The sequence below is a fragment of the Rhodococcus sp. 05-2254-5 genome, assembly GCF_002258575.1.
GTDB classification, from domain to species: Bacteria; Actinomycetota; Actinomycetes; order Mycobacteriales; family Mycobacteriaceae; genus Rhodococcoides; species Rhodococcoides fascians.
The window spans coordinates 46,609-72,330 of record NZ_NOZG01000021.1; the positions used below are offsets into that span (position 1 = coordinate 46,609).

Annotated in this window: 36 protein-coding genes and 1 pseudogene; 22 read left to right on the forward strand and 15 right to left on the reverse strand. The window is 65.0% G+C overall.

The window, feature by feature from the left end; translation table 11 throughout:
- The first annotated feature begins 40 nt into the window (after positions 1–40).
- From CH278_RS12960 to CH278_RS12970, 3 genes are all read left to right on the forward strand, one after another.
- The gene (locus CH278_RS12960; protein WP_094622112.1) at positions 41–1,291 is read left to right on the forward strand and encodes a COG4705 family protein; all 1,251 of its coding nucleotides are present in this window, start codon (positions 41–43) and stop codon (positions 1,289–1,291) included.
- A 116-nt stretch (positions 1,292–1,407) separates the two neighbouring features.
- Positions 1,408–3,930 (forward strand): DUF2156 domain-containing protein, encoded by a 2,523-nt coding sequence (locus CH278_RS12965; RefSeq protein WP_094622113.1) that lies wholly within the window; start codon positions 1,408–1,410, stop codon positions 3,928–3,930.
- Positions 3,931–4,331: 401 nt separating this feature from the next.
- Entirely contained in the window at positions 4,332–4,883 is a 552-nt protein-coding gene (locus CH278_RS12970) for a recombinase family protein (RefSeq protein WP_094622062.1), read from the forward strand.
- Positions 4,884–4,895: 12 nt separating this feature from the next.
- Here the strand turns inward: CH278_RS12970 and CH278_RS12975 are convergent, their stop codons facing one another.
- The 4 genes from CH278_RS12975 to CH278_RS12990 form a co-directional block, all read right to left on the reverse strand.
- Entirely contained in the window at positions 4,896–5,186 is a 291-nt protein-coding gene (locus CH278_RS12975; protein ID WP_143536254.1) for a hypothetical protein, read from the reverse strand.
- On the reverse strand, positions 5,186–5,590 hold the full coding sequence (locus CH278_RS12980) for a hypothetical protein (RefSeq protein WP_094688662.1): 405 nt from the start codon (positions 5,588–5,590) through the stop codon (positions 5,186–5,188). Before CH278_RS12980 ends, CH278_RS12975 begins: the two co-directional genes overlap by 1 nt.
- A 170-nt stretch (positions 5,591–5,760) precedes the next feature.
- Entirely contained in the window at positions 5,761–6,792 is a 1,032-nt protein-coding gene (locus CH278_RS12985; RefSeq protein ID WP_094622065.1) for a hypothetical protein, read from the reverse strand.
- Positions 6,793–6,926: 134 nt separating this feature from the next.
- The gene (locus tag CH278_RS12990; protein WP_143536255.1) at positions 6,927–7,658 is read right to left on the reverse strand and encodes a hypothetical protein; all 732 of its coding nucleotides are present in this window, start codon (positions 7,656–7,658) and stop codon (positions 6,927–6,929) included.
- Between the two features lie 561 nt (positions 7,659–8,219).
- Between CH278_RS12990 and CH278_RS12995 the strand changes: the two genes are divergently transcribed.
- The 5 genes from CH278_RS12995 to CH278_RS27555 all read left to right on the forward strand — a co-directional run bounded on the left by CH278_RS12995 (position 8,220) and on the right by CH278_RS27555 (position 10,676).
- On the forward strand, positions 8,220–9,146 hold the full coding sequence (locus CH278_RS12995) for an ArdC-like ssDNA-binding domain-containing protein (RefSeq protein ID WP_094622067.1): 927 nt from the start codon (positions 8,220–8,222) through the stop codon (positions 9,144–9,146).
- Between the two features lie 371 nt (positions 9,147–9,517).
- The gene (locus tag CH278_RS13000) at positions 9,518–9,754 is read left to right on the forward strand and encodes a hypothetical protein (protein ID WP_094622068.1); all 237 of its coding nucleotides are present in this window, start codon (positions 9,518–9,520) and stop codon (positions 9,752–9,754) included.
- Between the two features lie 58 nt (positions 9,755–9,812).
- Positions 9,813–10,121, forward strand: coding sequence for a hypothetical protein (locus tag CH278_RS13005; RefSeq protein ID WP_094622069.1), 309 nt, complete (start codon positions 9,813–9,815; stop codon positions 10,119–10,121).
- A 55-nt stretch (positions 10,122–10,176) separates the two neighbouring features.
- On the forward strand, positions 10,177–10,506 hold the full coding sequence (locus tag CH278_RS13010; protein ID WP_094622114.1) for a hypothetical protein: 330 nt from the start codon (positions 10,177–10,179) through the stop codon (positions 10,504–10,506).
- Positions 10,503–10,676 carry a hypothetical protein gene (locus CH278_RS27555; RefSeq protein ID WP_155289420.1) on the forward strand — a complete coding sequence of 58 codons (174 nt, stop codon included), beginning with the start codon at positions 10,503–10,505 and terminating at the stop codon, positions 10,674–10,676. Before CH278_RS13010 ends, CH278_RS27555 begins: the two co-directional genes overlap by 4 nt.
- Before the next feature lie 428 nt (positions 10,677–11,104).
- Here the strand turns inward: CH278_RS27555 and CH278_RS13015 are convergent, their stop codons facing one another.
- The 3 genes from CH278_RS13015 to CH278_RS27560 form a co-directional block, all read right to left on the reverse strand.
- The gene (locus CH278_RS13015; RefSeq protein WP_094622070.1) at positions 11,105–11,674 is read right to left on the reverse strand and encodes a TetR/AcrR family transcriptional regulator; all 570 of its coding nucleotides are present in this window, start codon (positions 11,672–11,674) and stop codon (positions 11,105–11,107) included.
- Complete coding sequence (locus CH278_RS13020; RefSeq protein ID WP_094622071.1) at positions 11,674–12,141, reverse strand: nuclear transport factor 2 family protein; 468 nt, start codon at positions 12,139–12,141, stop codon at positions 11,674–11,676. The genes CH278_RS13015 and CH278_RS13020 overlap by 1 nt, the downstream gene beginning before the upstream one ends.
- Before the next feature lie 109 nt (positions 12,142–12,250).
- Positions 12,251–12,400 carry a hypothetical protein gene (locus CH278_RS27560; RefSeq protein ID WP_179274560.1) on the reverse strand — a complete coding sequence of 50 codons (150 nt, stop codon included), beginning with the start codon at positions 12,398–12,400 and terminating at the stop codon, positions 12,251–12,253.
- Between the two features lie 315 nt (positions 12,401–12,715).
- Here CH278_RS27560 and CH278_RS13025 point away from each other — a divergent pair, with 315 nt between their 5' ends.
- The gene (locus CH278_RS13025) at positions 12,716–13,003 is read left to right on the forward strand and encodes a hypothetical protein (protein ID WP_094622072.1); all 288 of its coding nucleotides are present in this window, start codon (positions 12,716–12,718) and stop codon (positions 13,001–13,003) included.
- A 99-nt stretch (positions 13,004–13,102) separates the two neighbouring features.
- Positions 13,103–14,806, forward strand: coding sequence for a ParB/RepB/Spo0J family partition protein (locus CH278_RS13030; protein ID WP_094622073.1), 1,704 nt, complete (start codon positions 13,103–13,105; stop codon positions 14,804–14,806).
- On the opposite strand, the gene CH278_RS27565 is transcribed toward CH278_RS13030, so the two are convergent.
- The 4 genes and pseudogenes from CH278_RS27565 to CH278_RS27995 all read right to left on the reverse strand — a co-directional run.
- A complete protein-coding gene (locus CH278_RS27565; protein WP_179274561.1) occupies positions 14,782–14,952 on the reverse strand; it encodes a hypothetical protein in 171 nt (56 codons plus the stop codon). The genes CH278_RS13030 and CH278_RS27565 overlap by 25 nt on opposite strands.
- A gap of 6 nt (positions 14,953–14,958) precedes the next feature.
- Positions 14,959–15,327, reverse strand: a complete 369-nt coding sequence (locus tag CH278_RS13035) for a histone-like nucleoid-structuring protein Lsr2 (RefSeq protein WP_094622074.1) — start codon at positions 15,325–15,327, stop codon at positions 14,959–14,961.
- 90 nt (positions 15,328–15,417) lie between these two features.
- Positions 15,418–15,915, reverse strand: a complete 498-nt coding sequence (locus tag CH278_RS27990) for a hypothetical protein (protein WP_256991947.1) — start codon at positions 15,913–15,915, stop codon at positions 15,418–15,420.
- 97 nt (positions 15,916–16,012) lie between these two features.
- Positions 16,013–16,378: pseudogene (locus CH278_RS27995) on the reverse strand (ATP-dependent DNA ligase); the annotation flags it as partial.
- A gap of 246 nt (positions 16,379–16,624) precedes the next feature.
- Here CH278_RS27995 and CH278_RS13045 point away from each other — a divergent pair.
- The 8 genes from CH278_RS13045 to CH278_RS13070 all read left to right on the forward strand — a co-directional run bounded on the left by CH278_RS13045 (position 16,625) and on the right by CH278_RS13070 (position 21,211).
- Positions 16,625–16,882, forward strand: a complete 258-nt coding sequence (locus CH278_RS13045; RefSeq protein WP_094622115.1) for a hypothetical protein — start codon at positions 16,625–16,627, stop codon at positions 16,880–16,882.
- Between the two features lie 334 nt (positions 16,883–17,216).
- Complete coding sequence (locus tag CH278_RS27570) at positions 17,217–17,381, forward strand: hypothetical protein (protein WP_179274562.1); 165 nt, start codon at positions 17,217–17,219, stop codon at positions 17,379–17,381.
- 87 nt (positions 17,382–17,468) lie between these two features.
- Positions 17,469–18,323 carry a hypothetical protein gene (locus CH278_RS13055; RefSeq protein ID WP_094622076.1) on the forward strand — a complete coding sequence of 285 codons (855 nt, stop codon included), beginning with the start codon at positions 17,469–17,471 and terminating at the stop codon, positions 18,321–18,323.
- Complete coding sequence (locus CH278_RS13060) at positions 18,320–18,664, forward strand: hypothetical protein (protein ID WP_052065211.1); 345 nt, start codon at positions 18,320–18,322, stop codon at positions 18,662–18,664. The genes CH278_RS13055 and CH278_RS13060 overlap by 4 nt, the downstream gene beginning before the upstream one ends.
- An 85-nt stretch (positions 18,665–18,749) precedes the next feature.
- Positions 18,750–18,914 (forward strand): hypothetical protein, encoded by a 165-nt coding sequence (locus tag CH278_RS27575; RefSeq protein ID WP_155289017.1) that lies wholly within the window; start codon positions 18,750–18,752, stop codon positions 18,912–18,914.
- Positions 18,915–19,689: 775 nt separating this feature from the next.
- On the forward strand, positions 19,690–19,971 hold the full coding sequence (locus CH278_RS13065; RefSeq protein WP_094622077.1) for a hypothetical protein: 282 nt from the start codon (positions 19,690–19,692) through the stop codon (positions 19,969–19,971).
- Positions 19,972–20,006: 35 nt separating this feature from the next.
- Entirely contained in the window at positions 20,007–20,147 is a 141-nt protein-coding gene (locus CH278_RS27580) for a hypothetical protein (RefSeq protein ID WP_179274563.1), read from the forward strand.
- A gap of 50 nt (positions 20,148–20,197) precedes the next feature.
- On the forward strand, positions 20,198–21,211 hold the full coding sequence (locus tag CH278_RS13070; RefSeq protein WP_094622078.1) for a DUF4192 domain-containing protein: 1,014 nt from the start codon (positions 20,198–20,200) through the stop codon (positions 21,209–21,211).
- Between the two features lie 184 nt (positions 21,212–21,395).
- Here CH278_RS13070 and CH278_RS27585 read toward each other — a convergent pair whose 3' ends face one another.
- Positions 21,396–21,566 carry a hypothetical protein gene (locus CH278_RS27585; RefSeq protein WP_179274564.1) on the reverse strand — a complete coding sequence of 57 codons (171 nt, stop codon included), beginning with the start codon at positions 21,564–21,566 and terminating at the stop codon, positions 21,396–21,398.
- A 487-nt stretch (positions 21,567–22,053) separates the two neighbouring features.
- Between CH278_RS27585 and CH278_RS13075 the strand changes: the two genes are divergently transcribed.
- From CH278_RS13075 to CH278_RS13085, 4 genes are all read left to right on the forward strand, one after another.
- Positions 22,054–22,296 carry a glutaredoxin domain-containing protein gene (locus CH278_RS13075; RefSeq protein WP_008719967.1) on the forward strand — a complete coding sequence of 81 codons (243 nt, stop codon included), beginning with the start codon at positions 22,054–22,056 and terminating at the stop codon, positions 22,294–22,296.
- A gap of 27 nt (positions 22,297–22,323) precedes the next feature.
- Positions 22,324–22,455, forward strand: coding sequence for a hypothetical protein (locus CH278_RS28000; protein ID WP_254924082.1), 132 nt, complete (start codon positions 22,324–22,326; stop codon positions 22,453–22,455).
- Between the two features lie 87 nt (positions 22,456–22,542).
- On the forward strand, positions 22,543–23,139 hold the full coding sequence (locus CH278_RS13080) for a DnaB-like helicase N-terminal domain-containing protein (protein ID WP_094622079.1): 597 nt from the start codon (positions 22,543–22,545) through the stop codon (positions 23,137–23,139).
- Between the two features lie 86 nt (positions 23,140–23,225).
- A complete protein-coding gene (locus CH278_RS13085) occupies positions 23,226–24,080 on the forward strand; it encodes a hypothetical protein (protein WP_094622080.1) in 855 nt (284 codons plus the stop codon).
- Between the two features lie 83 nt (positions 24,081–24,163).
- On the opposite strand, the gene CH278_RS13090 is transcribed toward CH278_RS13085, so the two are convergent.
- From CH278_RS13090 to CH278_RS13100, 3 genes are read right to left on the reverse strand one after another with little or no spacing between them, the layout of a single operon-like run.
- Positions 24,164–24,493 (reverse strand): hypothetical protein, encoded by a 330-nt coding sequence (locus CH278_RS13090; protein WP_094622081.1) that lies wholly within the window; start codon positions 24,491–24,493, stop codon positions 24,164–24,166.
- The gene (locus CH278_RS13095) at positions 24,490–24,909 is read right to left on the reverse strand and encodes a hypothetical protein (RefSeq protein ID WP_094622082.1); all 420 of its coding nucleotides are present in this window, start codon (positions 24,907–24,909) and stop codon (positions 24,490–24,492) included. The genes CH278_RS13090 and CH278_RS13095 overlap by 4 nt, the downstream gene beginning before the upstream one ends.
- Entirely contained in the window at positions 24,906–25,718 is an 813-nt protein-coding gene (locus CH278_RS13100) for a methyltransferase (protein ID WP_094622083.1), read from the reverse strand. The genes CH278_RS13095 and CH278_RS13100 overlap by 4 nt, the downstream gene beginning before the upstream one ends.
- Positions 25,719–25,722: the final 4 nt, after the last annotated feature.

Sequence of the window (25,722 nt, forward strand, 5' to 3'; positions counted from 1 at the left end):
TCAGCGGACCTTCAGCATCACGTGGGTACGGTCCCGGTTCATGAGCGATGTCACCGATTCCGAGCACTTGGCGGTCCACCACCGGGCGCTGAGCAAGGTCCCCGAAATCACGGTCTGGTTCTGGGTCGTGAAGATTCTGTGCACCACAGTGGGGGAGAGTGTCGCGGACTGGGTGAACATGACCCTCGGTGTCGGACTGACCGCAACGGCGGGATTGTTCACCGTGATTCTCGTTGTGGTGCTTGCGGTTCAGATCTGGCTGTCGAGGTACGTACCGGCCGTGTACTGGCTGACGGTGGTGGTGCTCAGTGTCACGGGAACGCTGTACACCGACATCCTCACCGACAGTCGTGGTGTTCCGTTGGCGGTGAGCATGTCGGTGTTCGCTGTGTTGTTGGCGGTGGTGTTCGGGGTGTGGTTCGTGCGGGAGCGGACTCTGTCGATCCACAGCATCGTCACGGTGCCCCGAGAGTTGTTCTACTGGCTGGCGATTCTGGTGACGTTCGCACTCGGTACCGCGGCGGGTGACTGGACGCTGAGCATCACCGGGTGGGGCCCGGGCACGTCGGTACTGCTGCCCGCCGGCCTGATCGTGGCTGTCGTCGCCGGTTGGCGGCTCGGCGCGAACGCTGTGTTGGCGTTCTGGTTGGCCTACATCCTCACCCGTCCGCTGGGTGCGAATCTCGGAGACTGGTTCGCTCAACCGAGCACCGAGCACGGTCTCGGTCTCGGCACATTCCTCACCAGCGTCATCTTCCTGGTCGCGATCCTGGCCACGGTGCTGTACCTGACGAAAACGAAACGAGACGTGATCGGGAATCACCGCGTCGAGCCCGAACCGGTCGCCACAGACTCACGCCGTGAGCGCACGATGCTCGTCTATTTCGCGGCAGTCGCGGTTGCCACGGCGGGGCTTCTGTCGTGGGCGTCCGCGCAGCCACATTCAGCGCCGGTAAATGAGGCGGAGGGTTCCGGGGCTGCGATCGTCGATCTCGCGCCGGGGGAGGCGATCGCGAATTTCCCGCCTGAGCGCGTAGTCGAGCTCCGCTCGATCGTCGACGACACTGCCGGGGCCGTTCGGTCCGGTCATCAGGACGAGGCGAAGACTACTGCGAAGAATCTCGAAAACACCTGGGACGACGATCAACCCGTGTTGCAGCCGCTCGACGCTGCGGGGTGGACCGCTCTGGACTCGCGTATCGATATCGTGCTCACCGCGATCCGCTCCAACACCCCCGACTCCGCCGCGGAGACTGCTGCGCTGACGGACCTCGCCGCCGCCCTGCAGTGACGCAGCCACGCGTTGCGGTGCACCCGAGTGCTGTGACGGCCGGCGATCGTGAGCTGGACCGACCACAGCGCTGGGCAGCCGCGGCCAGCTCAGCCGTACGGGTCACGCCGCGGCGCATGAACGAGGCGGTGGCGTTCGTACGTGAGACCGTGCTGCGTGCGCCGGCGACTGCTGTGTTCGTGGCCGGGATGTGGGTGGCAGGGGTTGCCACCGGGAGTGTGGGGCACGGTCCTGGGCGGTCGGTGCTGACTCAGGTCGGTGTCGGGAGCGAGTCCTTGCAGCAGGGCCGGGTGTGGACCCTGCTCTCGGCTGGTCTCTGGGCACCGAGCCTGACCGGGTATCTACTCGCGACGGTCTTGGTGCTGTGTGTGGCTGCGCCCCTTGAGAGACGGCTGGGCACGCGTAGCTGGGTCGCGGCCGCAGTGCTGACACAGCTGGGCGGCACCGCAGCTGGAGTGCTGTTCACCTCGGTGACCGAACATATCGGTCTGCGGTGGGCATCTACGTTGCATAGCGGCGTCGCGGTGGGCCCGACCACCTGGATCGTGGGGGTCGTCATGGCGTCCACGGTCTCGATGAGCACCTTGTGGCGATGGCGGGTGCGGGTGGTGATGGTGACATTGTTGATCACCCTGGTTCTGTTCGGTGGACACCTGCAGGACGTCATCCGGCTCATGGCCGCGTCGACCGGGTTGCTTCTGGGACCTCTTCTGCTCGGCCGGGCTCCGCGGCGGCAACCGGTGGCAGGTACTCAACGCGAGGGTCGGTTGCTGGTTGCGCTCGTGGTGGCGGCCAGTGCGATCGGTCCCATCCTCGCGGCACTGTCTCCCAATGCGATCGGCCCGTTCGCCGGCTTGAAAGATGTGTTCGGTGGATCCGAGGCTACGGTCGGTGACGTCCGGGCACTGTGCTCGGCGGGAGGGGATCCGCGCGAATGCCGGGAAGGTCTCGCTGCGATCCGGCTTTCCGGGTTCGGTCCCACAATGCTGGCGATCATGCCGACCGTATTCGTGTTGGCGGTGGCGGACGGTCTGCGGCGTGGTCGGCGCGGAGCCTGGTGGACGGCAGTGGCCGCCCAAGGCATCCTGATCGGGTTCGGCGTTCTGAACATGGTGTTGCGCTACATCGACAGTGTCACACCGGGTTCGGTGTTCTACGGCCTGGACGAGACTTCGCAGATCGCGAGGTCTGCCATACCGGTAGCGACCCCGATCCTGATCTTGGCACTGCTGCTGTGGTCTCGGGAGTTGTTCGACGCGGCGGCGCCGCCTGGAACGTATCGGCGGTTCGGCTACGCGGCCGCGACAACTGTGGCGACTCTGTTCGTGGTCTTCGTCGTCGGTGGTCTGCTCGCAGGAGCGGGGTTCGATCCGGTGGCTACACCGACCGCGCTCATCGCCGAATTTCCCAACCGGCTGATCCCGCCGGTGGACCTGACCTGGCTCGACCCGCGTCTGCTGCCCACGAACGCGTCGGCAACGCTGCTGTTCGAGTGGACAGGTGTGGTGTTCTGGATCGTTCTGACCGTGGCCATGTTCAGGACTTTTCTCAAACCTGCCTCCACGGTCGGAACCGGTGATGTCGTGCGCGCCCGCGACGTTCTGCGGTCCTGCGGCGGCGAATCGTTGTCGTGGATGACCACATGGCAGGGAAATCAGTACTGGTTCGACGAGGCAGGAACAGCCTTCATTGCCTACCGAGTGATCGGTCGTGTCGCGATCACCACCGGAAGCCCGGTGTGCCCGCCCGGCACCGTGCACGAGACGGTCGTTCGATTCGCAGATTTCTGTGTCGACAACGGATGGACACCCTGCCTGTATTCGGTCTCGGCCGAGGTTCGGTCGGTCACCGACTCGTTGGGGTGGTCGAGTGTGCAGGTCGCCCAGGAAGCGGTGCTGACCCTGTCGAACCTGGCGTTCACCGGGAAGAAGTTTCAGGATGTGCGTACTGCGATCAATCGGGCGGGCAAGGCCGGTGTGCACGCGGAGTGGCTCTCGTACCCCGACGCACCCTTCGTGATCACCGATCAGATCGCTGCCATCTCCGAGGAATGGGTATCCGACAAGGGCATGCCGGAGATGGGGTTCACGCTCGGTGGGCTCGACGAGCTCGACGACCGAGACGTTCGATGCCTCATCGCTGTGGACGAGCACCGGACCGTGCACGCGATTACCTCGTGGATGCCTGTGTATCGGGACGGAGCGGTGGTGGGGTGGACGATGGATTTCATGCGCCGGCGAGCAGACGGGTTTCGGCCGGCCATCGAATTCTTGATCGCTTCCGCAGCGGTGATGGCGAAAGACGAGGGTGCGCAGTTCCTCAGCCTGTCCGGTGCCCCGTTGGCCAAAGCTTCGACGCCCACTGCAGTATCGACACCCACTGCGGCCGAAGGATCGACCGATGGAGTCATGGACCGAGGGCTCGACCTGCTCGGTCGAACTCTCGAACCGGTCTACGGATTTCGATCGCTGCTCGCGTTCAAATCGAAGTTCCAACCCGAATACAGGCCCATGTACATGGCGTACGCCGATCCCGCGGCCCTGCCCAGCATCGGCACCGCGATCACCAAAGCGTATCTACCAGACCTGTCCCCAAGGCAAAGCCTGCGACTGATCACCACGTTGGTACAACGCTCCTGAACCGAATATAGGCAAACGCACCTGCACGACTCGGACCGCGCAAAACGGGAGGTGCCTGTTCTGCCGGCCCGGAGTAGTGCGCCCAGGAGGTCACGCACTCAATCGCGCCCACAGGCTGCGGGATACCTATTTTGGCTGAACAGCGGAACCGCTTCGTGATCGCACAGTGTCCGGAGACAACGGTCGTCGACACGTCGAACTTGCAACGCAGGCTCACCACACGCAGGATTCAGCCATCGAACCGCAACTGAGCTAGTGCAGTTCACTTCTGAACAAGTGCAGCCGTCTTCTGAAACTGACAACCAATCAGTTGACCAGCCGTCGAGTAGTGCCAAAAACGTACGCGATACCCCTGCATGTCAAAACCTCGAAACCGATGAGTTGTGGCATAGTAAGCGCCTGTGGGCCACAAATACGGATACGCCAGGGTCTCGACCGCCGAACAGAACCTCGACCTACAGAGCGACGCTCTGACCGCCTTCGGCTGCGAACGCATCTTCACCGACACGGTCAGTGGATCCACCACTGTCCGGCCGGCACTGACTGAACTGCTCGAGATCCTCCTACCCGGTGACACCCTTACCGTGTGGCGACTCGATCGACTCGGCCGCAACCTTCCGCACCTCATCGAGCTCATCGCAGACCTGAAAGCCAGGGGAGTGGCATTCGCGTCGGTCACCGAACAAATCGACACCACCACCGCCGGCGGAGAACTCGTCTTCCACATCTTCGGCGCACTCGCCAGCTTCGAACGCCAACTCCTCCGCGAACGCACACACGCCGGCCTCGCCGCAGCACGCGAACGAGGAAAGGTCGGCGGACGACCACCCGCACTCACGGTCACCAAAAAACGAGAAGCCACCCGAATGCGCAACCAAGGCAACACAATCGGAGACATCGCAGACGCACTAGGAGTCAGCAAGCGTACTCTCTATCGTCACTTCCAGCAGTAAAATGAGTCTTGCTCACTCCGGCTTGGTGAAGGCCTTCCTGAACCAGGAAGAGTCAAAACCGCGCTGAGACCATCGGGACCCGGAAGTTGCCTTCAATGCCAGCACCAGAAGGGAATCTGTCGTCTCTAAAGATTCACTCGCCTTACGGCGAAACTCGCTGATAGGCAGGTCGGACTCCACGATCCACACATTGTCAACGTGATGCCACCACTTACGGCTGATTGCTTTGATTCGCTTGTGTACTTCTTTCTGGCGATTAGCGTCAGTTACGCTGCATATTACGACGAAGTTGGGTGCCGCCATCACTCCTCCTCTTCTTCTTCCTCGACCTCGCCGATAGTGTTCTCAGTGCGCGTTCCCGCAGGTAATGGTGCGACAGCAAAGCCACCGACAAACTCTCCGTTGTCGCTATCTCCGTAGATGCGCTGCTCGATCGCGACATATTCTGTACCCGATATTTGGCCCAGCATTAGCCGTTGCGGCTTTACGATACATAGGACAAATAGCCCAACGATAATTGCGACTATTAAGGATCCGCCGAATATTAAAGTCGGCAACACAAGGTACTTCGACTCTGATGATGCCAAAAAGCCGACGGTGCCAACCGTGCCGGATACAATCACCGACAATGCGACACCCCAAAAGGCGAGAATGGTTCTGGGGTTCGATGTCGTTCGCTTAACGACCCCCTGCACGTGTTCGACCACAGTTCATCGTAGATCCTGCGTGCGAGCGGTGGCAGCAAAGCGTGCACTTAGTCGCGCACTACCGTGACGCCGAGCGGGGTCGGTCTCCGTTGGTCCCGCGCGGCGTTCTACGGCCGGGAGGTGGTCACGCCCCGGCGTCGACAACCACTGACGGAACGGCTGGCAGGTCTTCACCAGCCCCCAGGGTGGCCCAGTTCTGCACTCTGTTCGCGCAGACGGTTCGTCATGATTCGTCTCGTGCTGTTGGACAGACGCTTTCGACCAAGACTGCTGAAAGTAGCCTCTAACTCTGCGCTCGTCTCGCGCCACTGCTCAGCGGCAGTCGAAGAGTATTTGGGGATGGTTTTGCTCAACCGATCCCGTACCCGCACGCTCGGGTCGGCTCCTTTGAACAGGTCGTTGAAGTGAAGCTCGTTCCGAACCTCGAGCAATGCATCCTCGTCGACCTCGCCAGCAAACTGACGTCCGGTCTCGATCACGAAAAACCCGAGCTGCTTGGCCATCCAGTAAGTCGTCGGGTGGGTTTTCCTGCATACCAGGATCGGTAGGATGAGCTGGTCAGGACGGCTATTTTGTAAACGGCTTGCCTTACCGAGTAGCTGGTACAGCTCAACGGAACTGGGATAGATCCAGCCGCGAATGTTCTTGACCTCGATGAGCACCGTGACCGGGGACATAGGAAGTCCATTTTTCAGTGGCACCATGAACCCCGCGCTATCGACTGGCCCGCTGAGCTGCACACCCAGCAGTGTCGATGCCTCTCCGGCACCAGGAACTGCGGGCTGCAGCGCGCCGGACTCAATCACAGCGAGTCGTACGGCGGTCTCTCCGGCTGGTCCGATCAAGCCCTGCGGATAGCGTTTAGTACCTTGTGCCCAGCCCTGATACCGCGAGTACAGCAGCCGCTTCCTGGCAGCCGACCGGTCAATTTTCGTTGCTCGTCGACGCCGGTCAACGGGCTGAATGGTGGCGATCTGCTTGCCGCCGCGGGTTGCCCGTCCTTCCTCCCAGACGATCTCCTCATCGCGCTTCAGCTGTTGCAGCGCTGTGGTGATGTGGTGAGGGTCGACGTTGCCGGCCGAACCCGCCCAATTGGCCTCCGCGATCCGGCTCTCCAACTCGGAATGGACCACCGCGTGGTGGTCCGCAAGGACGGCCCGTACGCGCTCCACAGCGAGAGCGACGTATTCGGCCTGGTCCATACGTCGAGTATCGCAAAGTTACGTTTCACCGCATCCGTGACGCCATATATAGAAGTTATTGTGGGTGGCGCAGGGGAGCGGGCACGAGACGATGCTCGATTCGGCCAGATTTGCCAGCTCACGGGCCCGGTAGATCAGTGCTGGCTCGACAGACACGCCTTCTTTAGGTCCTGAACCTCTTGCCACTGCCGAGCCGTCGCCAGACGCTCGTCAGTGAAGGCTCTAGCTGCTTCGATGGGGAACCAGTCGTAGAAGGCAAGGACATCGTCCTGGTATGCCGAAACCAACGGAACCACCGCAATACCTTCAGTGACGTTCTGCTCGATGTAGGCCCGCGCGGGCGACGACCATTTGGACCACTTCAACATGGGTTCCGCCATGAGCGTCACTTCATGCCGCAGATCGCCGGAGACCTCGCCGACAGGCCATTTGAGGGAGGCATTCAACGTCGGAACACCGTAGTGGCAGCAGTAGTTTCGAAGGTCCTGCAGGAACTTGTACTTCGGCTTATCGAAGTGCAACTCCGTCTTTTTGGCGTAGTCGTCCTTTGCCCACCGAGCTGGCTCGCCACCGACCTTCTCGCACAATTTTGCGATGTGCGCCCGAGTGGTATCTACCAGCGCCGACCGAGCTGAGCAGTAGTTGATCAACAACCGCACAGTCTCTTGGACGAACTCACCTGTCAGTTTCTCGCCGATGTTCGTGAAGTCCTCAACGTACAAATGCGCCCGCAGCTCGTAAGCGTTGCGAACCAACACTTCCTGCATGGAGGCGACCACATCGAGTCCCACCTGAAATCGGAAGCCAGGAGTCAAGCGAACCGCCTTGTCGGCTGCAGCCCAGCGGTCGCATACGGAAGACGCCAAGACAAGGCTCCTAACTCGATCATGTTGTAGTCCGACCAGAGTAGCTGCACCAGCAAACCCATAAAGCGATGTCGGAGCAGTGCTCAACCCAGGTCTTGCCGCCACCCACCAGCGCTACCGCGACACCGAGCGTGGTCGGTCTCCGGCGCTCCCGCACAATCACCTCGCGATCTCCACGACCGGGAGGTGGCCACCTCCGCGGCGTCGACGAGCAGTCGGCCATTCCGCCTAACGGCGGTGCCGGCCACCCTGCGGGCGTCCACCGAACCGAACTCCGCTGCGCTCCGCACCGTGAAAAGACATCGAATTTCTTGTCGAACATCTGGCTCCCGGCGATACTGCATCACCCGGGCCCGCCGCCTCAACCCCTCGCTCCGCTGCGCTACGGCCATGGCTCCGAACACTTTTCGTAGAGCAGTCGCTGCGCTCCCACAAAAACTGCCCGGCCGCGGCGTTGCCCCGTCGTTCCCGTGCGCTGCTGTCTCTCCTCACGCCAGATGACGGCGACAAGAAATTGGCAGAGCAGGCCGGGGGACCGGTCACAAGGGAGAGGGGCCAGTCATGGCATCACGGACCAAGACCAGCGCAGCGGACAAAGCCGAAGCACGCCGCGAGCTGGCGGCATCACTGCACACCTCGATCACCGACAAGGTAGCCGAGCTGACCAGCTCCGACACCTGGCGCGCGTACCTCGACCACGTGGCCTCGTTCCACTCCTACAGCTTCAACAACGTCCTGCTGATCCTCGGTCAGAAACCAGAGGCAACGCAGGTCGCCGGATTCCGTGCCTGGCAGCAACGCGGACGGCAGGTTCGCAAGGGCGAGAAAGCAATCCGAATCTACGGCTACAGCTCCCGCACCGTCACCGAGACCGACCCCGACACCGGCGACGAAGAGACCCGCAAGGTGCCCATCTTCCCGATTCTGTCGGTGTTCGACCACTCCCAAACCGACCCTATCGAGGGACACCCCCAACCCGAGGAGATCGCGCAGCTCCTCACCGGCGCCGATCCGGACGCGATCTACGACCGCGTCGACGCGATCATGACCGCACGTGGTTGGACCGTCACCCGCGAGGCGATCGCCAGTAGTGCGAACGGCTACACCACCACCGACGGCTCCCACCGGATCGTCGTCGACGCTGCGCTAGAACCCGCAGCGGCTGCGAAAACGATGATTCACGAGGCAGCGCACGCGATCATGCACGCACCCGACCTCATCGGCCCCGAGGCCCGGAAAGACCTGCACCGGGGCCGGATGGAAGTCGAAGCCGAATCCGTCGCCTACGTCCTGGCCGGGATGCTGGGACTCGACACCAGCGCCTACAGCGTCGGCTACATCGCCGGATGGGCAGCAGGAGACCTTGAGCAGGTCACCGCCACCGCGAAAGCAGTACTGACCGCAGTCCATGAGCTGGCCGACGCCCTCGACCCTGCCGCCGCCGAGTCGGACGACGCCGAGGACACCGGGACCGGGGAGGCCGCGTAGCCGGTCGGGGAGGGTTCGCCGGCCGAGAGTTCCGGCCGGCGGATCAGGCCACCTGCGGTGTCCACCGAATCGAGCTCCGCTGCGCTCCGCACCGCGAAAAGCGAACAGACGTTTTTCGCAGCGGTTCTGGCTACCGGCGAGCATTCATCACCCGTGCCCGCCGCCTCAACCCCTCGCTCCGCTGCGCTACGGCCGAAGGCTCCGAACACTTTTCGTCGAGCAGTCGCTGCGCTCCCACGAAAAACTGTCCGGCCGAGGGGTTGCCCCGTCGGCCCCGTGCGCTGCCTTCTCTCCTCACGCCAGAAACGGCGAAAAACGTGGGGGAGGACGCAAGACCGACCCGGCACCAGTTCTGAAGGGCAGCAACAGTTATGACCGAGACCACGAACACCGAGCCCGTTACCTGCATCGCGGACGGACCCGACTGCACCGGTGACGTCGAATACCGGGACGCACTGTCCGGAACCGGAGTAGCGCATCCGAGATGCGACAAGCACTGGCAAGACCGCCTCGACCTCGGGGACGACCTCCGACGCCGCTACCCGGCCCACGCACCCGCCGACTTCGACCCCACCTACGCAGGCGAGCACTGGGACGAGGACTACTGACCCGGCCCGCTCACCACACCACACCCCATCCGACCGACCAGACCGAGGAGTACAAACCATGACCACCAACGACAGCGATGGCATCGACGACTACTGGACCATCTACGACAGGGCCCTCGACGCGGCCGCCGAATGTCGGAGCGTCGAATCGCTGATCGACACCCTGAACCGCTACTACCCGACCTCGTCCGGAGTGGCGTTCTTCCCGAACGGGGCCGACCGAGACCTAGTCGGCACACTCACCGACGCCGGACACTTCGCTACCGTCTGGATTCAAGCGGACTACCACTTCGCGCTCCGTGACGGCCGCGGGGACGGGTTCACCTACATCGAAGGCGACATCGTCCGCGGAACCTCACGCCGGTAGAACACCCGCCCCGGTGCCTGACGGCACCGGGCACCACCTGGAAGGAACGCCCCTGATGCCCGCTCAAGCATGGGTAACCCTGATCGTCGGCGTCCTCGCCGTCGTCGGCGTCGCCCTGACTGTCCGCCAACGCACCGTGGCCGACAAACGCGCCCAGGCCTGGCAACGGATCACCTGGTGCCTCGAACGCACCACCAGCGCAGACCCTGCCGAAGCCGAGCTCGGATGGGACATCTACGCCACCGTCACCGACTCGCCGCTCATCACCACCACCGAACAAGACGTCCTCGTCGCCGTGGCCGATCGATCCGCCCGACGCGCACTGGCGGAACCCGACGAAACCGAGGACACTGACAACCAGAACGAGCAGGAGGACCCACGATGACCACAGCAGAAGCTCGCAAGACCTGGACCCCTAACGAACGGCGCAGTGTCGCTGCCGCAGCAGCCCGCGCCTCGATCGCACTCCGTGAACGCAGTGGCCGTGAGGTACCCCAGTGGATCCGCGACGCCGCCGAAGGGCGCCCGACCACCCCACCGGCCGAGCAGCCCTGACACAGGCACCAGCCGCAGACCGAAAGGCCCGCACCCGACACCGGGTGCGGGCCTTCTCCGTTGCCCAAGATCGGGAAAGCGTGAGGGAGCAGGGCCGGGCCACCCTGCGGGCGTCCAACCGAATCGAGCTCCGCTGCGCTCCGCACTGCCACACCACGACAACAGCGCACACAGGCCGCCCGTGCACGTGCGCTCGAGTCTTCAACCCGTTGCAGCGCAACGCAATCTGTCGGTACCTATTGCGATCCTCGTGGCCATGCGAATCAGAACAATCGACGGACCGCCACTACCCGCGGAAGTCGCCGCGCACACCGCAGTCGCACTGTCGCTCAACGAATTACACCAGCCCAGTGGAAGACGCACCTGCGCGGGTCAGGGTTGTCCGGCGGTCGAGGCGGACACTATCGCTGGAACAGCGCTCTACGCCGTCAACTGGTGAACGGGGCGAGAAGATGCTGCTGGGTGCGGGAGACGATCCCGAGGAACGTCGCATCGTCGTCGTAGGCGCGGGCCAGGATCAGACCACCCTGGATTGACGCGACCGCGTCGAGCGCGTGCGCCGCCGCTTCCTGCGGATCGAGTCCACCAGAACACAATGCCGCAGTGAGAGCGTCGACCCAGTCGGTGAAATAGGACCGGACTGCGTCGGTGAAGATGCCCTGCTCCTCGCTCAATGCAATTGCAGCGAACAGGCACACGCGTTCGCGTGAGATGAAGTACTCGGACACTTCCTTCGACATCGCCTCGACCGCCGTCGCGGTATCGGTTGCGGTGCGCAGGGGGATGAAGATTCGTTCCTCGAACCACTTGTCCACTTGCTCGAGGACGGCGCGAGCCATGTCCGTCTTCCCCTCAGGGAAGAAGTGGTACAGGCTGCCGCGTCCGACGCCCGCCTCCCGCTGGATGACGGTCAAGGAGGCACCGTCGAAGCCTCGCTTGCGGAAGACTCCGGCGAGAGCGTGGACTACGTCTGCCCGGTCGAGGACGGTTCGGGCCATTACAGGCCGAGCTCACTGAGGCCGGGGTGATCCGCTGGGCGGGGTCCGGTTGCGTCCCAGAAGAACTTGCGCTCGGACTCGTCGATGGCCACGTCGTTGATGCTCGCGTGGCGGTGCGTCATCAGGCCGTCCTTGTCGAATTGCCAGTTCTCGTTGCCGTACGCACGGAACCACTGACCCGTTGCGTCATGGTACTCGTAGGCGAAGCGCACGGCGATGACGTTGCCGGTGTACGCCCACAGTTCCTTGATGAGGCGGTAGTCGAGCTCCCGGTCCCACTTGTCGGCGAGGAACTCGACGATGGCGGGTCGACCCTGCACAAACGTCGACCGATTACGCCACCAGCTGTCCTCGCTGTACGCGAGGGAAATGCGCTCGGGATCACGAGTGTTCCAAGCATCCTCAGCAGCGCGTGCCTTCTGGATGGCGGTGGCTTCGGTGAACGGTGGCAGCGGTGGACGGGACATGTCGTCTCCTCGGGCAGGAATGGACACTGTACCGATTGATACAGTGTGTACTGATTGGTTTAGTGTGTACCTAAAGGTACAGAGTGTCCAGTGGTGAGTCAACACCGCATTAGCCGGCCAACAGCGGTGTGCGCACCGAATCGAACTCCGCTGTCTTCCGCACTTCCGCACTTCCGCACCCCGGCCCACCGGCCTCCGTCGCCCCGCCGCCGGCGTCGACCAACGGTCCCGCATTCCGCCTGCCGGCGGTGCCGGCCACCCTGCGGGCGTCCCCTGAATGGAGCTCCGCTGCGCTCCGCACCGTGGAAGAGCAAAGACGTTTTTTCACTCCGGTTCTGGCTACCGGCGAGCATTCATCACCCGTGGCCGCCGCCTCAACCCCTCGCTCCGCTGCGCTACGACCGAAGGCTCCGAACACTTTTCGTCGAGCAGTCGCTGCGCTCCCACGAAAACTGTCCGGCCGAGGGGTTGCCCCGTCGTCCCCGTGCGCTGACTTCTCTCCTCACGCCAGAAACGGCGAAAAAACGTGGCAGGGCAGCAGGTCCGGCCACCAGTTGAGAAGGGACGTAGCGACATGCACGACACCATCACAGAACCGAGGACGGTGGGACTGCACACGGCGATTATGGCCGCGATCGGTCAGGTACCGGGCCAGGTCAAGACCCACGCACTCGCGCAGGTCACCGCCTACACCGAGCAGGTCAACCGGGCCGCAGCGGATGCGAACTCGACCACCGTCGATGCGCACCTCGAGCGGGCCGCGTACTGGGCCTGCATCGCCCGCGAAAACGGAGCCAGCGAGGACGAAATCCACGCCGCACGGCTCGCAGGCCACCACCGGGCAGCCACCGCTCAGCAGTAACCCCAGGGCCACACCGGCCCCGGAAAACAAGAAAACACCGGACAGCTCTTACCTGCCCGGTGTCTCCAACCGAAGAATCTACCAGGGAGAGACACCACCATGACCGCGAGCATCGAAACCGCCACCGCCGCAACCGAAGCCCCCATGACCGGCACCACGCCGGTCGTGGGGGCGGGCGAGGAGTTCGCCCGCCTGCACCCCACCGTCCTCGAGGTCGGCCCGAACGTCCGCGACGAGGTCGACACCGATTCGGACGAGTTCCGCGCCGTCGTCGCCTCGATCACCGAACACGGTGTGCTGCTGCCGATCCTCGCGCGACGCGACGAGGAACGCATCGTCGTCATCGACGGTCAGGTCCGCACCCTCGCAGCGATCGAAGCCGGGGTCGACAGTGTGCCGGTGTTGATTCGGCCGACTGCGAGTAAGACCAAGGACCAGGAGATCGAACGCCTCACGCAGCAGGTGTGCACCAACGACCGCCGTATCGCGCTCACTGATGGTCAACGCGCGAAGGCCGTAACCGAGATGTTCGAGCTGGGCCTGTCGGCTACCAAGATCGCCAAGACGATGCAGTACGACAGTCGAGACACCGCTAAAGCCGCAGGGACAGCGGGTCGGTCGCAGACCGCCCTCGACGCCCTCGACGCCGGGCAGCTCGACCTCGAGCAAGCCGCGATGGTCGCGGTGTTCGATGCTGACGGCGACACCGAGGCCGTCGAGAGGCTGCTCGACGCCGGGTCGTGGTTCCACTCTGTCGCGCGGGAGCTGATCGCGGACCGCGCCGAGCGCAAGGCCCGCGCCGCAGCAGGTACCCCGTATGCCGAGAAAGGTTTGACCGTCCTCGAGGAAGAACCCGACTACGACAGCCCCTACGTCGCTGCTGAGGACTTGGTGACCGCAGACGGAGACCCGATCACCGAGGCCGTCATCGACGGCGCAGCCGAGCACTGGGCGGTGTGGCTGACTGCCGACGAGCAGATCACCCTCACGGCCAGCGGCGAGGTGATCGAATCCGAGTCGATCGACTGGGGAACCGAAGGAGCCCCGAAAGCCGTCGCCGCAGAGGGCTACCGCCACCACAAGGACGTGACAGTCGCGCAGGTGTGGGTGCCGGAGTACTTCACTGCCGACCCCGATGCGGCCGGTGTGAAACTGGGGCCGATCCTGGCCGCAGCGTCGAGCGAACCCGATGAGGCGGACGACCAGGCCGCAGCCGAGAGGAAGGCACGCGAGAAGAATGCCGCGCAGGCAGCGCTCGCGGAGAGGGAAGCCGAGAAGGCCGCTCGGCGGCGCACCGTCGCATTGAACAAGGCCAGCGCCGCCGCGACGATCGTCCGCAAGGAATGGCTGACGAAGTTCCTGACCCGCAAGACTCTGCCGAAGGGGGCAGGGAAGTGGATCACCGAAACACTCGTCGACGAGCCGGGACTGTTGACCGAGAACAAAGCGCCGCAGTACCTCGCGGAGCTGCTCGGTGTCACCGTGCCCGCCGACACCAGCCCCAGTGCCGGGTACCCCGGTGTCGCGGACAAGGCCGCGCGTCGAGCGCTCGCCGCCACGATCGACAAGGCCAGCGAGACTCGCGCGCAGGTGATCCTGCTCGCGCAGATCCTCGCCGCCTACGAAGCACGAGTGAGTGGCAAGGGCCACGACTCGTGGCGGCGTACGTCCTGGGGTAACCAGGACAACTACCTGGGCTTTCTCGACCAGCACGGCCACGTGCTGACCGTGGTAGAGCAGGCCGCAGCCGGAATGCTGACCCCTGAGCAGGCGTACGATCAGCTCACCGCGTCCACCGAGTAGGGGCCGGGGCCGGTGGCGGGTACCTCGACGGTGCCCGCCACCTGTGGCCTCGTTCCCCGGCCCGGGTCGAGGGGGCTGCCGCCGCCCTCGAGCTCCCCCGCTCGACGCCCCACCACCGCACTGCTGACGCCGGGCAGGCGGCTCACGGCAGGTCAGTGAGCGGCGTTGTACGCCTCTTCGATATCGGCCGGGATGCGGCCGCGATCGTTGATCTCGTAGCCCTCATCTGCTGCCCACTGCCGGATCGCGCGTGTCTGCGCCGGATCACGCTTGGCCGGTGTCCCGGTCTTCGCGGGCGTCGCCGCGCCGGCGGGGGAGGGCTTACGTTTGCGGCCACCGACCCGAGTGGAATGCTCGATGTAGTAGTCGAGCTTGCGGTGAAACTCGGTGGCGTTCTTCGCTTTCAGGTCGATCACGTACTCGACACCGTTGACTGCGAAGTCGATAGTTTCGCCGGACTCGTCGTCGATGACCGACCCGTCGATATCGTCCACCAATTGGGTTGTCACTCTTTTGGCCACAGCCGGAAAACCTTTCGATCACACACATTTGTCAGGGACTCGGGTAGCGGCCAGCGTAACCAACGAATGTGGCGATGAGCTGCAGCCTTGTCATTTGACGACGTCGCGGGGAGCGATATCGGATCGGATGCCTTTGAATGTGGGATGCCGTAAACGCCCCGTTGTCGATTGTTCGCGGTATTCCACGGTCGCCACCAATTCCGGTGTCACCCAGGACACTCCGACTGCGTCGGTGTGAGGAATCGGCCCGTGCAGCGCACTGTCCGGGAGGGTGCACGCGGTGAATGTGCTCCGCAGTTCGCGGCGCATTCGATCGGTGAAACCCGTTCCCACACGGCCGATGTAGACCAACTCGCCCGCCTCGTCGTACGCTCCGAGGAGCAGTGCGGCCAGTGTTCCACCGGCGCGGCCGCCGGTAGGAACCCATCCGCAGATCACGCCTTCGCGGGTGTTCCGGATCGGTACCTTGATCCACGACGGCGACCGGATCCCCGGCCGGTACAGCGACCCGGCTTTCTTGGCGACGACCCCCTCGATGCCGTTGTCGGCGGCAATGCTCATCAACGTGACGCCATCGATTCCCGTCATGTTCGGCGGCACCTGGACTCGCCGCCCGTCGGCTACCAAGGCCCTCGAGCAGCGCACGGCGCTGCGTGTAGGGCAGTGCCCGGACCGATTCGCCGTCGACGTCGAGGACATCGAACACGAAATACGTCACCGGGGTCGACCGCAGCAATGCCGCCGACGGGCGGGCGACATGCATTCGGCGTTGCAGCAGCCCGAAATCGGGCCGACCGCCCGAATCCAGTGCCACCAACTCGCCGTCGAGGGTCACCGATCGACCCGCCGTCGAGTCCGACAACGCCGCCGCCACGTCCGGGAATGAGGCGGAGATGTCGTTTCCGTTGCGCGAGAACAGCTTCACCCGCGATGTGCCGTCGACAACGCTGACCCCGCGCTGGCCGTCCCACTTCCATTCCCACACCCAGGCCGGTCCGGACGGAAGCGGCCCAGGAGTGGCGAGCATCGGAGACAACGGATTCGGGGGCATCGACGACGGATGCCCGCGTAGGGGATCTGCGAACCATCGAAAGCCGACCGCAGGCGGTCGCACGTCCCCTCCGGGGCCGCCCCATATGGGTCACCAATTTTTGTCGTACGAGTCGCCCGAGTCTGACATGCCGGGGACCCCGTCCAATCAACCCACGGTCGCACGCTCCCTCTTCGGGGTTGACAGGCCACCCTCGTCATGTCGATCGGGGACGTCTCATCCGAACCTGTGGAAGGTGTCCCTGCCATGAACAACAACCTGCTCAACGATCACCAGATCATCACCGAGCTCATCGGCACTGCCGCTCAGCTTCCCGCCGAAGATCCGCGCGCGGCCCGGTGGGCCCGCGAGGCGCTCGCGCTCGCCAGTGCAGCAGAGCTGCCCATCCTCATCGAGGAGGCCGAGGGAGTGCTCAGCCGGATCGAGCACGACACCACCTGCCGGTGGTGCGCCGGGCAGCCGGGAGCAGCCATCCCGGTCGGGTCCTTCTGGTGCACCCACTGAGCCAGGCCCTCCGGGGTCCCGGTCCCACCACGGGGCCGGGACCCCCTTTTTGCCTCCCGCACGGGCTGGAATACCACCGATAGCACGGTCGTTGTAGGACTCGACGGCGTTCGATCCCAATGCCCCGGGTACCAACCATCAGCCGCTACGAGCGGCCACCTGCCGAGAGGCGCACTGGCGAACACCGTCACCCAACACCGAAAGCAGGGCCGCGCACCACATGCGCGGCCCTGCTTTCGTTCGAAACACCCCGCCGCCGCAGTCACCCCGTCCAGTCGTTCGAGTGAATGACTGTTGCCGGAACCACCGCACCGTCCCGTGCGTCCAACCAGACATGGACGACGACGAACGTGCAGCCATCCGAGCGGACGGCCACGACCCCGACCACCCGGCCGTCTTTCACGCCATCGACCAGGTCAAACGCACCCTGCGCCAGTACCGGCACCTCGCCTGGACCTTCACCGTGGATGACCTCGACGGCCACCACCTACCCCGCTGAACCGGCTCACCAGCACATTCGACAGTCGAACGCGTGTTCGAGTAATCTGGCGGAAGTTCCTACCGGCACGGCGAAAGGTCGATCCACATGGCCACCGCCGACGCCATCCCCGACCTCACCGGACTCGACAAAGCCACCCAACTCGACGTCCTACGCCGACGGATGGCCACCGTCCCCGGCGGCCGCCGCGACCACGCACCCACCGACCTCCCCACCATCACCTCACCCGAACCAGCGGCACCCACCACAGGCGATACGAACCTCGCGGGCGAGGCCGACGACCCGGAACCGCTCAGTGGCGCTGTACGCGGCAAAACCCTCCGCACCATGCCCGTACCCCCACCACTCGCCGCACTGCTCCCACGCCGAGCCCTGGCCCGCGGAACCGCCATCACCGTCACCGGCGCCGGGTCCATGCTCATCGCCCTCGTCGCCGAAGCATCCGCCGCCGGCCACCACGTCGCCCTCATCGGCCAACCCCGACTGAGCCTGCTCGCCGTCCACGAACACGGCGGTGACCTCGCGAAAGTCCACCTCGTCGATCCCGGGGCAGGCGACCCGCTCGACGCCGCCAGCATTTGTCTCGACGGGCTGGATTTGGTCGTCACCACCGTGCACGGCCGAGACGTACCACCGACGCGCGCAAGGGCTTTGCTAGCCAGGAATCGTCGACATGCCAGCATCCTGGTCCTGACGGATGGGCACATGCCCGGTACCGATCTCACGATCGCCTCCACCGTCTGCGGCTACGGCGGCATCGAACAGGGCCGAGGGCGCATCAAATCGCTCACCCTCGAAACCACCGTCCACGGCCGCGGAACACCACACCGCACCGGCCACTACACCCTCACCGCCCCCACCTTCGGCGAGACAGGCCTGCGCTGGACACCCACACCCGCCGCCGATCTCACCGCCCACCGGCCCGTAGCCGTCGCGCAATGACCACCGACAACGAGGCCGGCATCTTCGATGCCTGGCCCACCACCTTCGAGCCACCCACCCGCCGCATCGTCGACCCACCCAAATCGGTGAACGTCAATATCGCGCTCGCCATCGGACGATCCGGAAGCGGAGGATTCCGCGACACCACACCCTTGAAAGTCCGGGCCGAGGGCTTGGCCATGGACAGCATCGTCGAAGGAACCTTGTACGCCTGGGCACGGACCGGGACCGGCGATTGGCTTGCGCAAGTGTCGTTTTCGATCCCCACCGGCAACAAGAAAGGCCGACTCGACCTCGACCGGCAATGGTGCCCCGCCGCCGCCATCACACCCATCACATGACCGACACCACCACCGCAGAGGCCATCAGGATCGGCCTCGAGCACCGACAATCAACCCACACCACCGCAGCAGCACAGGAGAGACCGTGAACATCGGCGACCGCTACCACCTCGCACCCGGCGCACCCGGCATCGTCGTCGTCCGCGACATCCAACCCGAGGGCCTCATCCTCGTCGAAAACGAAACACCAGGCCCCGGCGTCTACCCCTACCTCGTCAAACCCGACACCCTCGTACCCGCCACCACCTGACCGCGCTAACCACGACGCCGACGGAGCCGACGCGGATTCGCAGCATGAAGCCTCGCCGCCCGCTCCTCCGAATCGACCCGCAACGGATACCTACACTGAGAACAGAAGTTGTCCAGCGGCAACGGAATCGGGCTACTACACCGCGGACAATCATCGAAATGCGACCGACTCGTCACGGCCTCCACCTGTGCATCCATAGGCGGTGACCCTGCCACAGGCCACCGACAACCACAGTCCGGCTACCGACACAACTCCCCGCCATCGCGAGGCAAGACACCCCCTCACATCCAATCAGCGCTACCGCAACACCGAGCGTCGTCACCCTCCGTCGCTCCCGCACAATCACCTTCACAGTCGTACCCCACACCACGCCGCCGTAGAGCACCAGCTCCGGCAGCGTTTCGCGTCCCACCACCAGCGGCCGGCCACGTGACGGGCAGGCCCTGGAGGGCCACACGCACCCCTACGGGCTGCACCGAATCGAACTCCGCTGCGCTCCGCACTCAAAAGAGCGAAAAGAAACAATTTCTTTCGACGTAGGTGGCTTCTCCGAGCATCCATCACCCGTGCCCGCCGGCTCAACCCCTCGCTCCGCTGCGCTACGGCCAAGGCTCCGAACGCTTTTCGTCGAGCAGTCGCTGCGCTCCCACGAAAACTGTCCGGCCGAAGGGTTGCCCCGTCGTCCCCGTGCACTGGTTTCTCTCCCCAGCCACCACGGCGAAAGAAATTGGCAGGGCGAAGGTCCGGCCACCAGTCGAGAGGGAAGAGGCCCGTCATGCACGAGGACCACAACGCAGCAAGCGACGACAACACCCGGCTCTACGCGGGCAGGCTCTGCGACTGCCGCGACTACAACTGCCCCGCAGGTGCCGTCCCCGACCTCCCGTGCATCAACGAAGACACACGCGGCGCTCCCGACAACTCGCCATGCGAAGACCACGACTGCCCCACCTGCTACGAGCACGCCATGGGCTGGTTCGACGAAGCCATCACCGGCCCGCCGTCCATCACCGAACGAATCCGCCGCTTCCTGAGAAACCTCACCCGCACACGCTGAGACCCCGCACCAGCCACCGACAACAAAGGACCGTCATGCGAGCACAACACCCCACCACCGCCGACGAAATTGACATCATCGTCCACCGCCAGGGCAAGCCGAAGATGCGCCGCACCGTCAAACGCGCCAGCGCACGCCGCGACCGCCGCACCGCTCGCCGCGAACTCCGCCACTGAAAACCGCACCACCCCAACCCAACCCGCACACACTCCCGAAAGGCATCACCATGACCCAACAGCGCATGTCCCTCACCACCGCCGCGGACACCCTCGCCGCCATCCCCGCCCTGCTCGGTTTCACCCCCGACAACTCCGTCGTCATCATCGCCCTGGCCGACGACGGGAACGGCTCGCACCTGGTCGCGCCTACCGCCCGCGTCGACGCCCACCAGGCAGAAGCCGCCGCAGGCATCATCACCGACGCGCTCACCCGGCAGGACACCCCCGTCACCGCCGTCATCCTTGCGGCCATCGCAGACACCACCCATGCAGGCGCAGCCCTGATCGGACTCGACGCCATCCGCGACGCGCTCGCCGCTGCCGGAATCCGCACCATCCGCGCCCTGCACACCTACAGCCTCACTGCAGGAACGACCTTTACCGACCTCGACCGCTTCACCGACGGCACCATCCCCGACCCCGCCACCACCGAGCTTGCGACCGCCCGCATCGCAGACGGTGCCGTCATTGCCGCATCACGCGCCGACCTCGAGGCCCGATACGCCCCCACCACGGAGATTCCCGAATCTCTCGCCCTCGCTGCCGCCGCCACGATGGGCGTCGCCGACTTCCTGCCCGTCACCTTCGACGAGCTCGCCGCCGTCATCCACGCCCGCGAAATCCCCAGCGCCGACCTCACCGCCCGCGTCGGCCTGGCACTGGCGACCGGGCACCTCGAAGTCCGAGACGCGTTCCTGGCCATGTCCGTTCACGGAGACGCCGACGCAGCCGACGCGTTCACCCGCATCGCGGCCCCGCTACGTGGCACCGCCCGCGCGAATGCTCTCACCATCGCCGCCTACTTCGTGTACTGCACCGGCGACGGCGCAGCAGCTCACGCAGCACTGCAGGCCGCCGAGCGCACCGCCGAACGAGCCAACGTGCCGTTGCCGAGCCTGACGGGAATTCTCCTGCGTGTCCTCAACGCCGGAATGCCGCCGGAAGAGGTCAGGGGGATCGGCGCGGTCATCACCCCCGACTACGTCGCCGCTCACATCGGCGCAGTGCAGAGCTACACCTGACACCCGCCGCCGAGCGTGGCCACCGGTTCGAGGTGGCCACGCCCGGCAGTCGCAGGTCGCGGGCGCGGGGCCGGTGCATCGGGCATCGAGCCCTCACACCGACAAACGCGCCGCCCGCAGCAACGACAGAAGAGCAGGCGGGTGCGGTGAGGTCAGGCGTGGCAGAGAAAGAGCGGAACAGCGCTCAGAGGGACGTCGGATCGGCCGGCCACACCACATCGACGTCGGCGGCGGGTGGACGGGTGTCCTCGACCCGAACACCGGCCACGATCGCATCGAGCGCCAGCTCCGACGGCGGCGGTTCAGCGTTCACCACAGCTTTGGACAAGGCATGTTCGATCCGCGAGCGCTCCATACCCCAGCACCCTACCGACCAGCACGAACACAACTACGGCCACGAGCTCCGCCGTCCGACGAGACAAGGGAGGAGTTCTTGTCGGCCCGTCTGACTGCGCGACGAGAATGCATCACCCTTCGTCTCCCGGATCAACCCCTTCACTCCGCTCACGCTTCGGCCCACAGTGCCCAGCACGACTGTTCGCCCGACCCGCACTCGCTGCGCTCCCCGGGTGAACACCCGCACCGGCCAGGCATTGACCATCGACGCCGTGCGCCGCCGTCTCTTCTCCGCGCCACCCGTAAGCGAAAAGAATGCAATAAAGGCAGCCCGATACACGTATCCACACCCGTTTTCGAGGGGTCTGTCGGGCATTGCAATGGGTAAGTACAAAACGTCGAAAAACGTTATAGCGCAACATAAATGACTGCATTTACACCTGGTGCAAAAGCTATTTGTGACGTAGAATAGAAGCCAATAGAACAATTCCGAGAAGGAGGCAACCATGTCGATCACCGTGTACACGAAACCGAATTGCGACCAATGCGATGCAACGAAACGACGGCTCGACAAGCACGGTCTCCAATACCGAATCGTCGACATCACCGAAGACGACACAGCCCGCCACTTCGTCACCTCCGAGCTCGGCTACCTCCAAGCGCCCGTCGTGGTCGTCGATCGAAGCGACGGTGACCGCGAAGACTGGTCCGGTTTTCGAATCGGCCGACTCGACGCACTCGCCGCCTGACACCCCCACCGACACAGGAGAACCGCCATGCACCTCGTCCCCGCCTACATCCCCGACGCCGACTACATCGACCGCCAGATCGATGCCGAACTCGCAGCAGAGCGCGACACCGAACAGAACGACACCCCGTACGGCGACGCCGAGCAAGTCGCATCGTGACCACCCCCGAAGGCGTGGCCGCCAGTAATCCCGTATCCGTTCACGACGACTTCTGACCCGACACCGACACGAACGCGAGGCCCGACGATGAACGCACTACGCGCAGTCCCCACACCCGGCGACGACCCGGCAGCGCAGGCACGCGCGGACCTCGCACCCGTCGAGGACCTCGACACAGCGGTCGAACCCGGCTACGACCCGGCCACCGACCCCGAAGCAATGCTCCTGTGCGCCCTGATGGACGTCCGTAACCAGAGCACCAACGGTGCGGACGTCGAGCGGATCACCAGCACGCTCACCGCGGCGGACTTCGAGGATCCCGCGCACGCACGCATGTACGGCCACATCGTCGACCTCATCGCCGCCGGGCAACCCCACGACTTCGCTTCCGTCACCGGCGCACTCATCCGATCCGGAGCAGACGGAGCCAAAGACGCCCCGCTACGCAAACGCCTCATGGGCATCGTCACCGCCGGCGCGCACTCCGTCGCCGCCGTGCACTACGCCGACAACGTCCTGTCCCAGTCCTACCGCCGTAGCTTCCATGTCGCCGGCCAACGGTTGGCCCAGGCCGCCGAAGAGGCACCCGAAGCTGATCTGTTCGACTACATGGTCGAACTCGGCACCCGGCAGCGGGCAGCATTCAACAGGCTCAACAGCTTTCGGCAACCACCGATCTCCTGAACGAACCCACAGGGACACCGGTGAGCGCGTCGACGACGCCCAGGGCACTACGGTGCACTGCGGGCCACAATCGAAAGACGAGGACAGTGACAGAGACAGGTGAGCACGCCGAACGGCCGCCACACGACGCGCCGGACCGCACGAACGCACCGACAACCGGCGCCGCTGTCGATGCGGGTCTGCCCGTCCACGTCCGCGAGCAGATCGCTGCTGTCGTCGACGCGTCCGGCGACCTCGAGCGCGTCCCGACCGGCGGCGGCGCACTGACTGTGCAGGTGTGCTCGGCATCGGAAACCTCGTACGACGCCGCGACGTGGAGCACCCTGGGCACCTACCGCGCCGCTGACGCCGCAGCCCTGGCCGAACGACTGCTCGACGCTCTCGGGGACAGTGCGAACATCGGCACCGACCTCGGTGTCCTCATCGTCACCCACACCCACACCGACACCTTGGAGGCACCGGCCATGACCGCACCCACCGCCGACGGAACCCGCGCGCCGGCCGCGCCGCTGCTCACCCTCGACCTCGCCAAAGCCGACGTGCTCGACGACGACTTCGAGTGGCCCGAACCCGGTACCCCACAAGCACTGTGGACGCCGCACTGGCTGCTGCAGGCCGCGATCAACTCCGGGGCCGTCACCTACGACCGGCGACTGTGGGGCGAGCTCGCACTGTCGGCCGAGTTCACCGCCCCGAACCGGCACGAGCTCCAATTCGTGATCACCTACGAGATCGACGGCGCACCGAACATCGTCGACGGTGACACCACCGACTACCCCGCCGACTTCAACGAGCTCTCCGACGAGGAACAGGATGCCGTTCCGTCGACGCTGGTCCCGAACCCGGAGACCGCAGCGTCATGGTTGACATACCTCGTCGACGCCTTCAACGCCGTGCACGCGAGCACCGACAAGCTTGTCCGCGGCTGGCCCCAGCACTAGTTACCCGCCGGACAGCAGAAAGCCCCGACCACACGATGGTCGGGGCTTTCTGATGTCTCGCGGACCGATGCAGGTGGCGTAGGTCAGTCCTGGCGGATGGTGCGCAACAGCTGAGCGAGCGCGAGCGCGGTGATCGGATCGTCGAGCGTGGGCGCGGCCGCGACGACCAACGCGAGGTCGCCCGAGTCCTGTACCGCGTCGAGCAGGTTCAACGATGCGTCGACGGCAAAGTTCGGGCCTGAAATGTCGTTGATGATCGCCAGCAGCTCGGCGAACCGGGACCCGGTCTCCACCGGAACGGTGCCGTGCAGCATCTCGAACGCGGCCACCGCTTCCGGTGAGCGCAGTTCGGTGAGGATCGCGAGTTCGATGCTGTCGAGGTCGGACAGGGCAGGGGAGTCGGGTGTGCTCATGGTGTGGGTCCTTCGGTCGGTGCGTCGCCGGTGGCCGGAGACGTGGGAGGGACGAGAAACATTCGGGACACCGCGGCTTCGGTGGTCCCGAGATGGCCGGCGATGGTGGCCACGGAGTCGGTGGCCACCATCTCGGTGACCAGATCCCTATGGATCAGCGCGGCGAGGCGGTGCTGATGGGACAGGTAGGCGAGCAGCTCGGAGGTGAGCAGTGCGGCACCGATCGGCCCGCCGTAGTCCTGCGCCCAGTCCTCGCCGTCGCGTTCGGGGGCGTACAGCAGCGAGTCCGGGGCGCTGAGAACCTTGTCGAGGATCTCCGCAGTGATCCCGCACGCCTGGAGGCGCTCGATAACCCCGGGGATCTCGGTGGCCGTGCGGTGTCCGACGAGGCTGAGGTGCCACTGGATGTCGATCACGCCACTGCGTCCGATTCGTCGTCGAACGACCGGCGGGTATGGCTTTCCAGTACGTGGAGCTCGGCAGTGAGGCCGACCGCGCATTCGGCGTCGGCCACCGGATCGAGGGCAGCGAGGTTCGCCCGTAGCTGGGTGATTCGGGTGTAGCGGGCGACAGCTGCGGCGTCGGTTTCGTCGACCTCCACCGGGTGTTCGACGACGAGCCGCCGTTGCCCGGGGACCGTCTTCACGGTCGCCTCGCTGTGGCCGCCGCTGCGCATCGTGATCTCGCGGGCGAGAGCGCCGGCGAAGATGTGCGCCGAGTGGGCGGGGAAGTCGCCGGCCATCGTGGTCGAGTCCGGCAACGGATCGGGCCGGGTCGAACGCACCGTGACGTCGATCAGGTCGGCCGGGTCGACGCCGGGAAGCGGTTCGATCGGTGTGGCGGTCCAGACCCCGATCGAGGTGGTGACGTAGCCCGGTGGCGGCAGTTCCGCCGACCGGGCACCCGCTGCGTAGACCGGGATCGAGGCGAGAGCACACGCGATCTCGCCGGGGGTCCCGATGAGGCAGAGCGAGTCGTCGACGGTCTGGGTGAAGCTCGCGGCGACGGTATCGACCTGTCGGAGGTCCGCGACGGTTTCGGCTTGGCTCACCGCGAACCGGGCCGCCGTGGAGGGGGAGTGGAAGTGCCCGCGGGTGTGTACGAACCCGGGGTCGCCGTGTTGGTCGAGGGTGGAGATCTCGATCTCGATCAGCGTACGAGTCGAGGGCGCGGCTGAGGGGGACTCTGCGGCCGGCTGGAGTGATTGGGGATCGGTGGTGTCCATGAAG

Bases quoted from the DNA above. Each gene is read 5' to 3' on its own strand.
- CH278_RS13060 (WP_052065211.1), top strand. From the start codon at position 18,320: ATGACCACCGACAACGAGGCCGGCATCTTCGATGCCTGGCCCACCACC.
- CH278_RS12965 (WP_094622113.1), top strand. From the start codon at position 1,408: ATGAACGAGGCGGTGGCGTTCGTACGTGAGACCGTGCTGCGTGCGCCG.
- CH278_RS13065 (WP_094622077.1), top strand. From the start codon at position 19,690: ATGCACGAGGACCACAACGCAGCAAGCGACGACAACACCCGGCTCTAC.
- CH278_RS28000 (WP_254924082.1), top strand. From the start codon at position 22,324: ATGCACCTCGTCCCCGCCTACATCCCCGACGCCGACTACATCGACCGC.
- CH278_RS13015 (WP_094622070.1), bottom strand. From the start codon at position 11,674: ATGGCCCGAACCGTCCTCGACCGGGCAGACGTAGTCCACGCTCTCGCC.
- CH278_RS12975 (WP_143536254.1), bottom strand. From the start codon at position 5,186: ATGGCGGCACCCAACTTCGTCGTAATATGCAGCGTAACTGACGCTAAT.
- CH278_RS12960 (WP_094622112.1), top strand. From the start codon at position 41: ATGAGCGATGTCACCGATTCCGAGCACTTGGCGGTCCACCACCGGGCG.
- CH278_RS13090 (WP_094622081.1), bottom strand. From the start codon at position 24,493: ATGAGCACACCCGACTCCCCTGCCCTGTCCGACCTCGACAGCATCGAA.
- CH278_RS13100 (WP_094622083.1), bottom strand. From the start codon at position 25,718: ATGGACACCACCGATCCCCAATCACTCCAGCCGGCCGCAGAGTCCCCC.
- CH278_RS13010 (WP_094622114.1), top strand. From the start codon at position 10,177: ATGCCCGCTCAAGCATGGGTAACCCTGATCGTCGGCGTCCTCGCCGTC.
- CH278_RS13075 (WP_008719967.1), top strand. From the start codon at position 22,054: ATGTCGATCACCGTGTACACGAAACCGAATTGCGACCAATGCGATGCA.
- CH278_RS27570 (WP_179274562.1), top strand. From the start codon at position 17,217: ATGGACGACGACGAACGTGCAGCCATCCGAGCGGACGGCCACGACCCC.
- CH278_RS13080 (WP_094622079.1), top strand. From the start codon at position 22,543: ATGAACGCACTACGCGCAGTCCCCACACCCGGCGACGACCCGGCAGCG.
- CH278_RS13045 (WP_094622115.1), top strand. From the start codon at position 16,625: ATGAACAACAACCTGCTCAACGATCACCAGATCATCACCGAGCTCATC.
- CH278_RS27555 (WP_155289420.1), top strand. From the start codon at position 10,503: ATGACCACAGCAGAAGCTCGCAAGACCTGGACCCCTAACGAACGGCGC.
- CH278_RS13025 (WP_094622072.1), top strand. From the start codon at position 12,716: ATGCACGACACCATCACAGAACCGAGGACGGTGGGACTGCACACGGCG.
- CH278_RS27990 (WP_256991947.1), bottom strand. From the start codon at position 15,915: ATGACGGGAATCGATGGCGTCACGTTGATGAGCATTGCCGCCGACAAC.
- CH278_RS13055 (WP_094622076.1), top strand. From the start codon at position 17,469: ATGGCCACCGCCGACGCCATCCCCGACCTCACCGGACTCGACAAAGCC.
- CH278_RS27580 (WP_179274563.1), top strand. From the start codon at position 20,007: ATGCGAGCACAACACCCCACCACCGCCGACGAAATTGACATCATCGTC.
- CH278_RS13070 (WP_094622078.1), top strand. From the start codon at position 20,198: ATGACCCAACAGCGCATGTCCCTCACCACCGCCGCGGACACCCTCGCC.
- CH278_RS27585 (WP_179274564.1), bottom strand. From the start codon at position 21,566: ATGGAGCGCTCGCGGATCGAACATGCCTTGTCCAAAGCTGTGGTGAAC.
- CH278_RS12995 (WP_094622067.1), top strand. From the start codon at position 8,220: ATGGCATCACGGACCAAGACCAGCGCAGCGGACAAAGCCGAAGCACGC.
- CH278_RS12985 (WP_094622065.1), bottom strand. From the start codon at position 6,792: ATGGACCAGGCCGAATACGTCGCTCTCGCTGTGGAGCGCGTACGGGCC.
- CH278_RS13030 (WP_094622073.1), top strand. From the start codon at position 13,103: ATGACCGCGAGCATCGAAACCGCCACCGCCGCAACCGAAGCCCCCATG.
- CH278_RS13000 (WP_094622068.1), top strand. From the start codon at position 9,518: ATGACCGAGACCACGAACACCGAGCCCGTTACCTGCATCGCGGACGGA.
- CH278_RS13020 (WP_094622071.1), bottom strand. From the start codon at position 12,141: ATGTCCCGTCCACCGCTGCCACCGTTCACCGAAGCCACCGCCATCCAG.
- CH278_RS13005 (WP_094622069.1), top strand. From the start codon at position 9,813: ATGACCACCAACGACAGCGATGGCATCGACGACTACTGGACCATCTAC.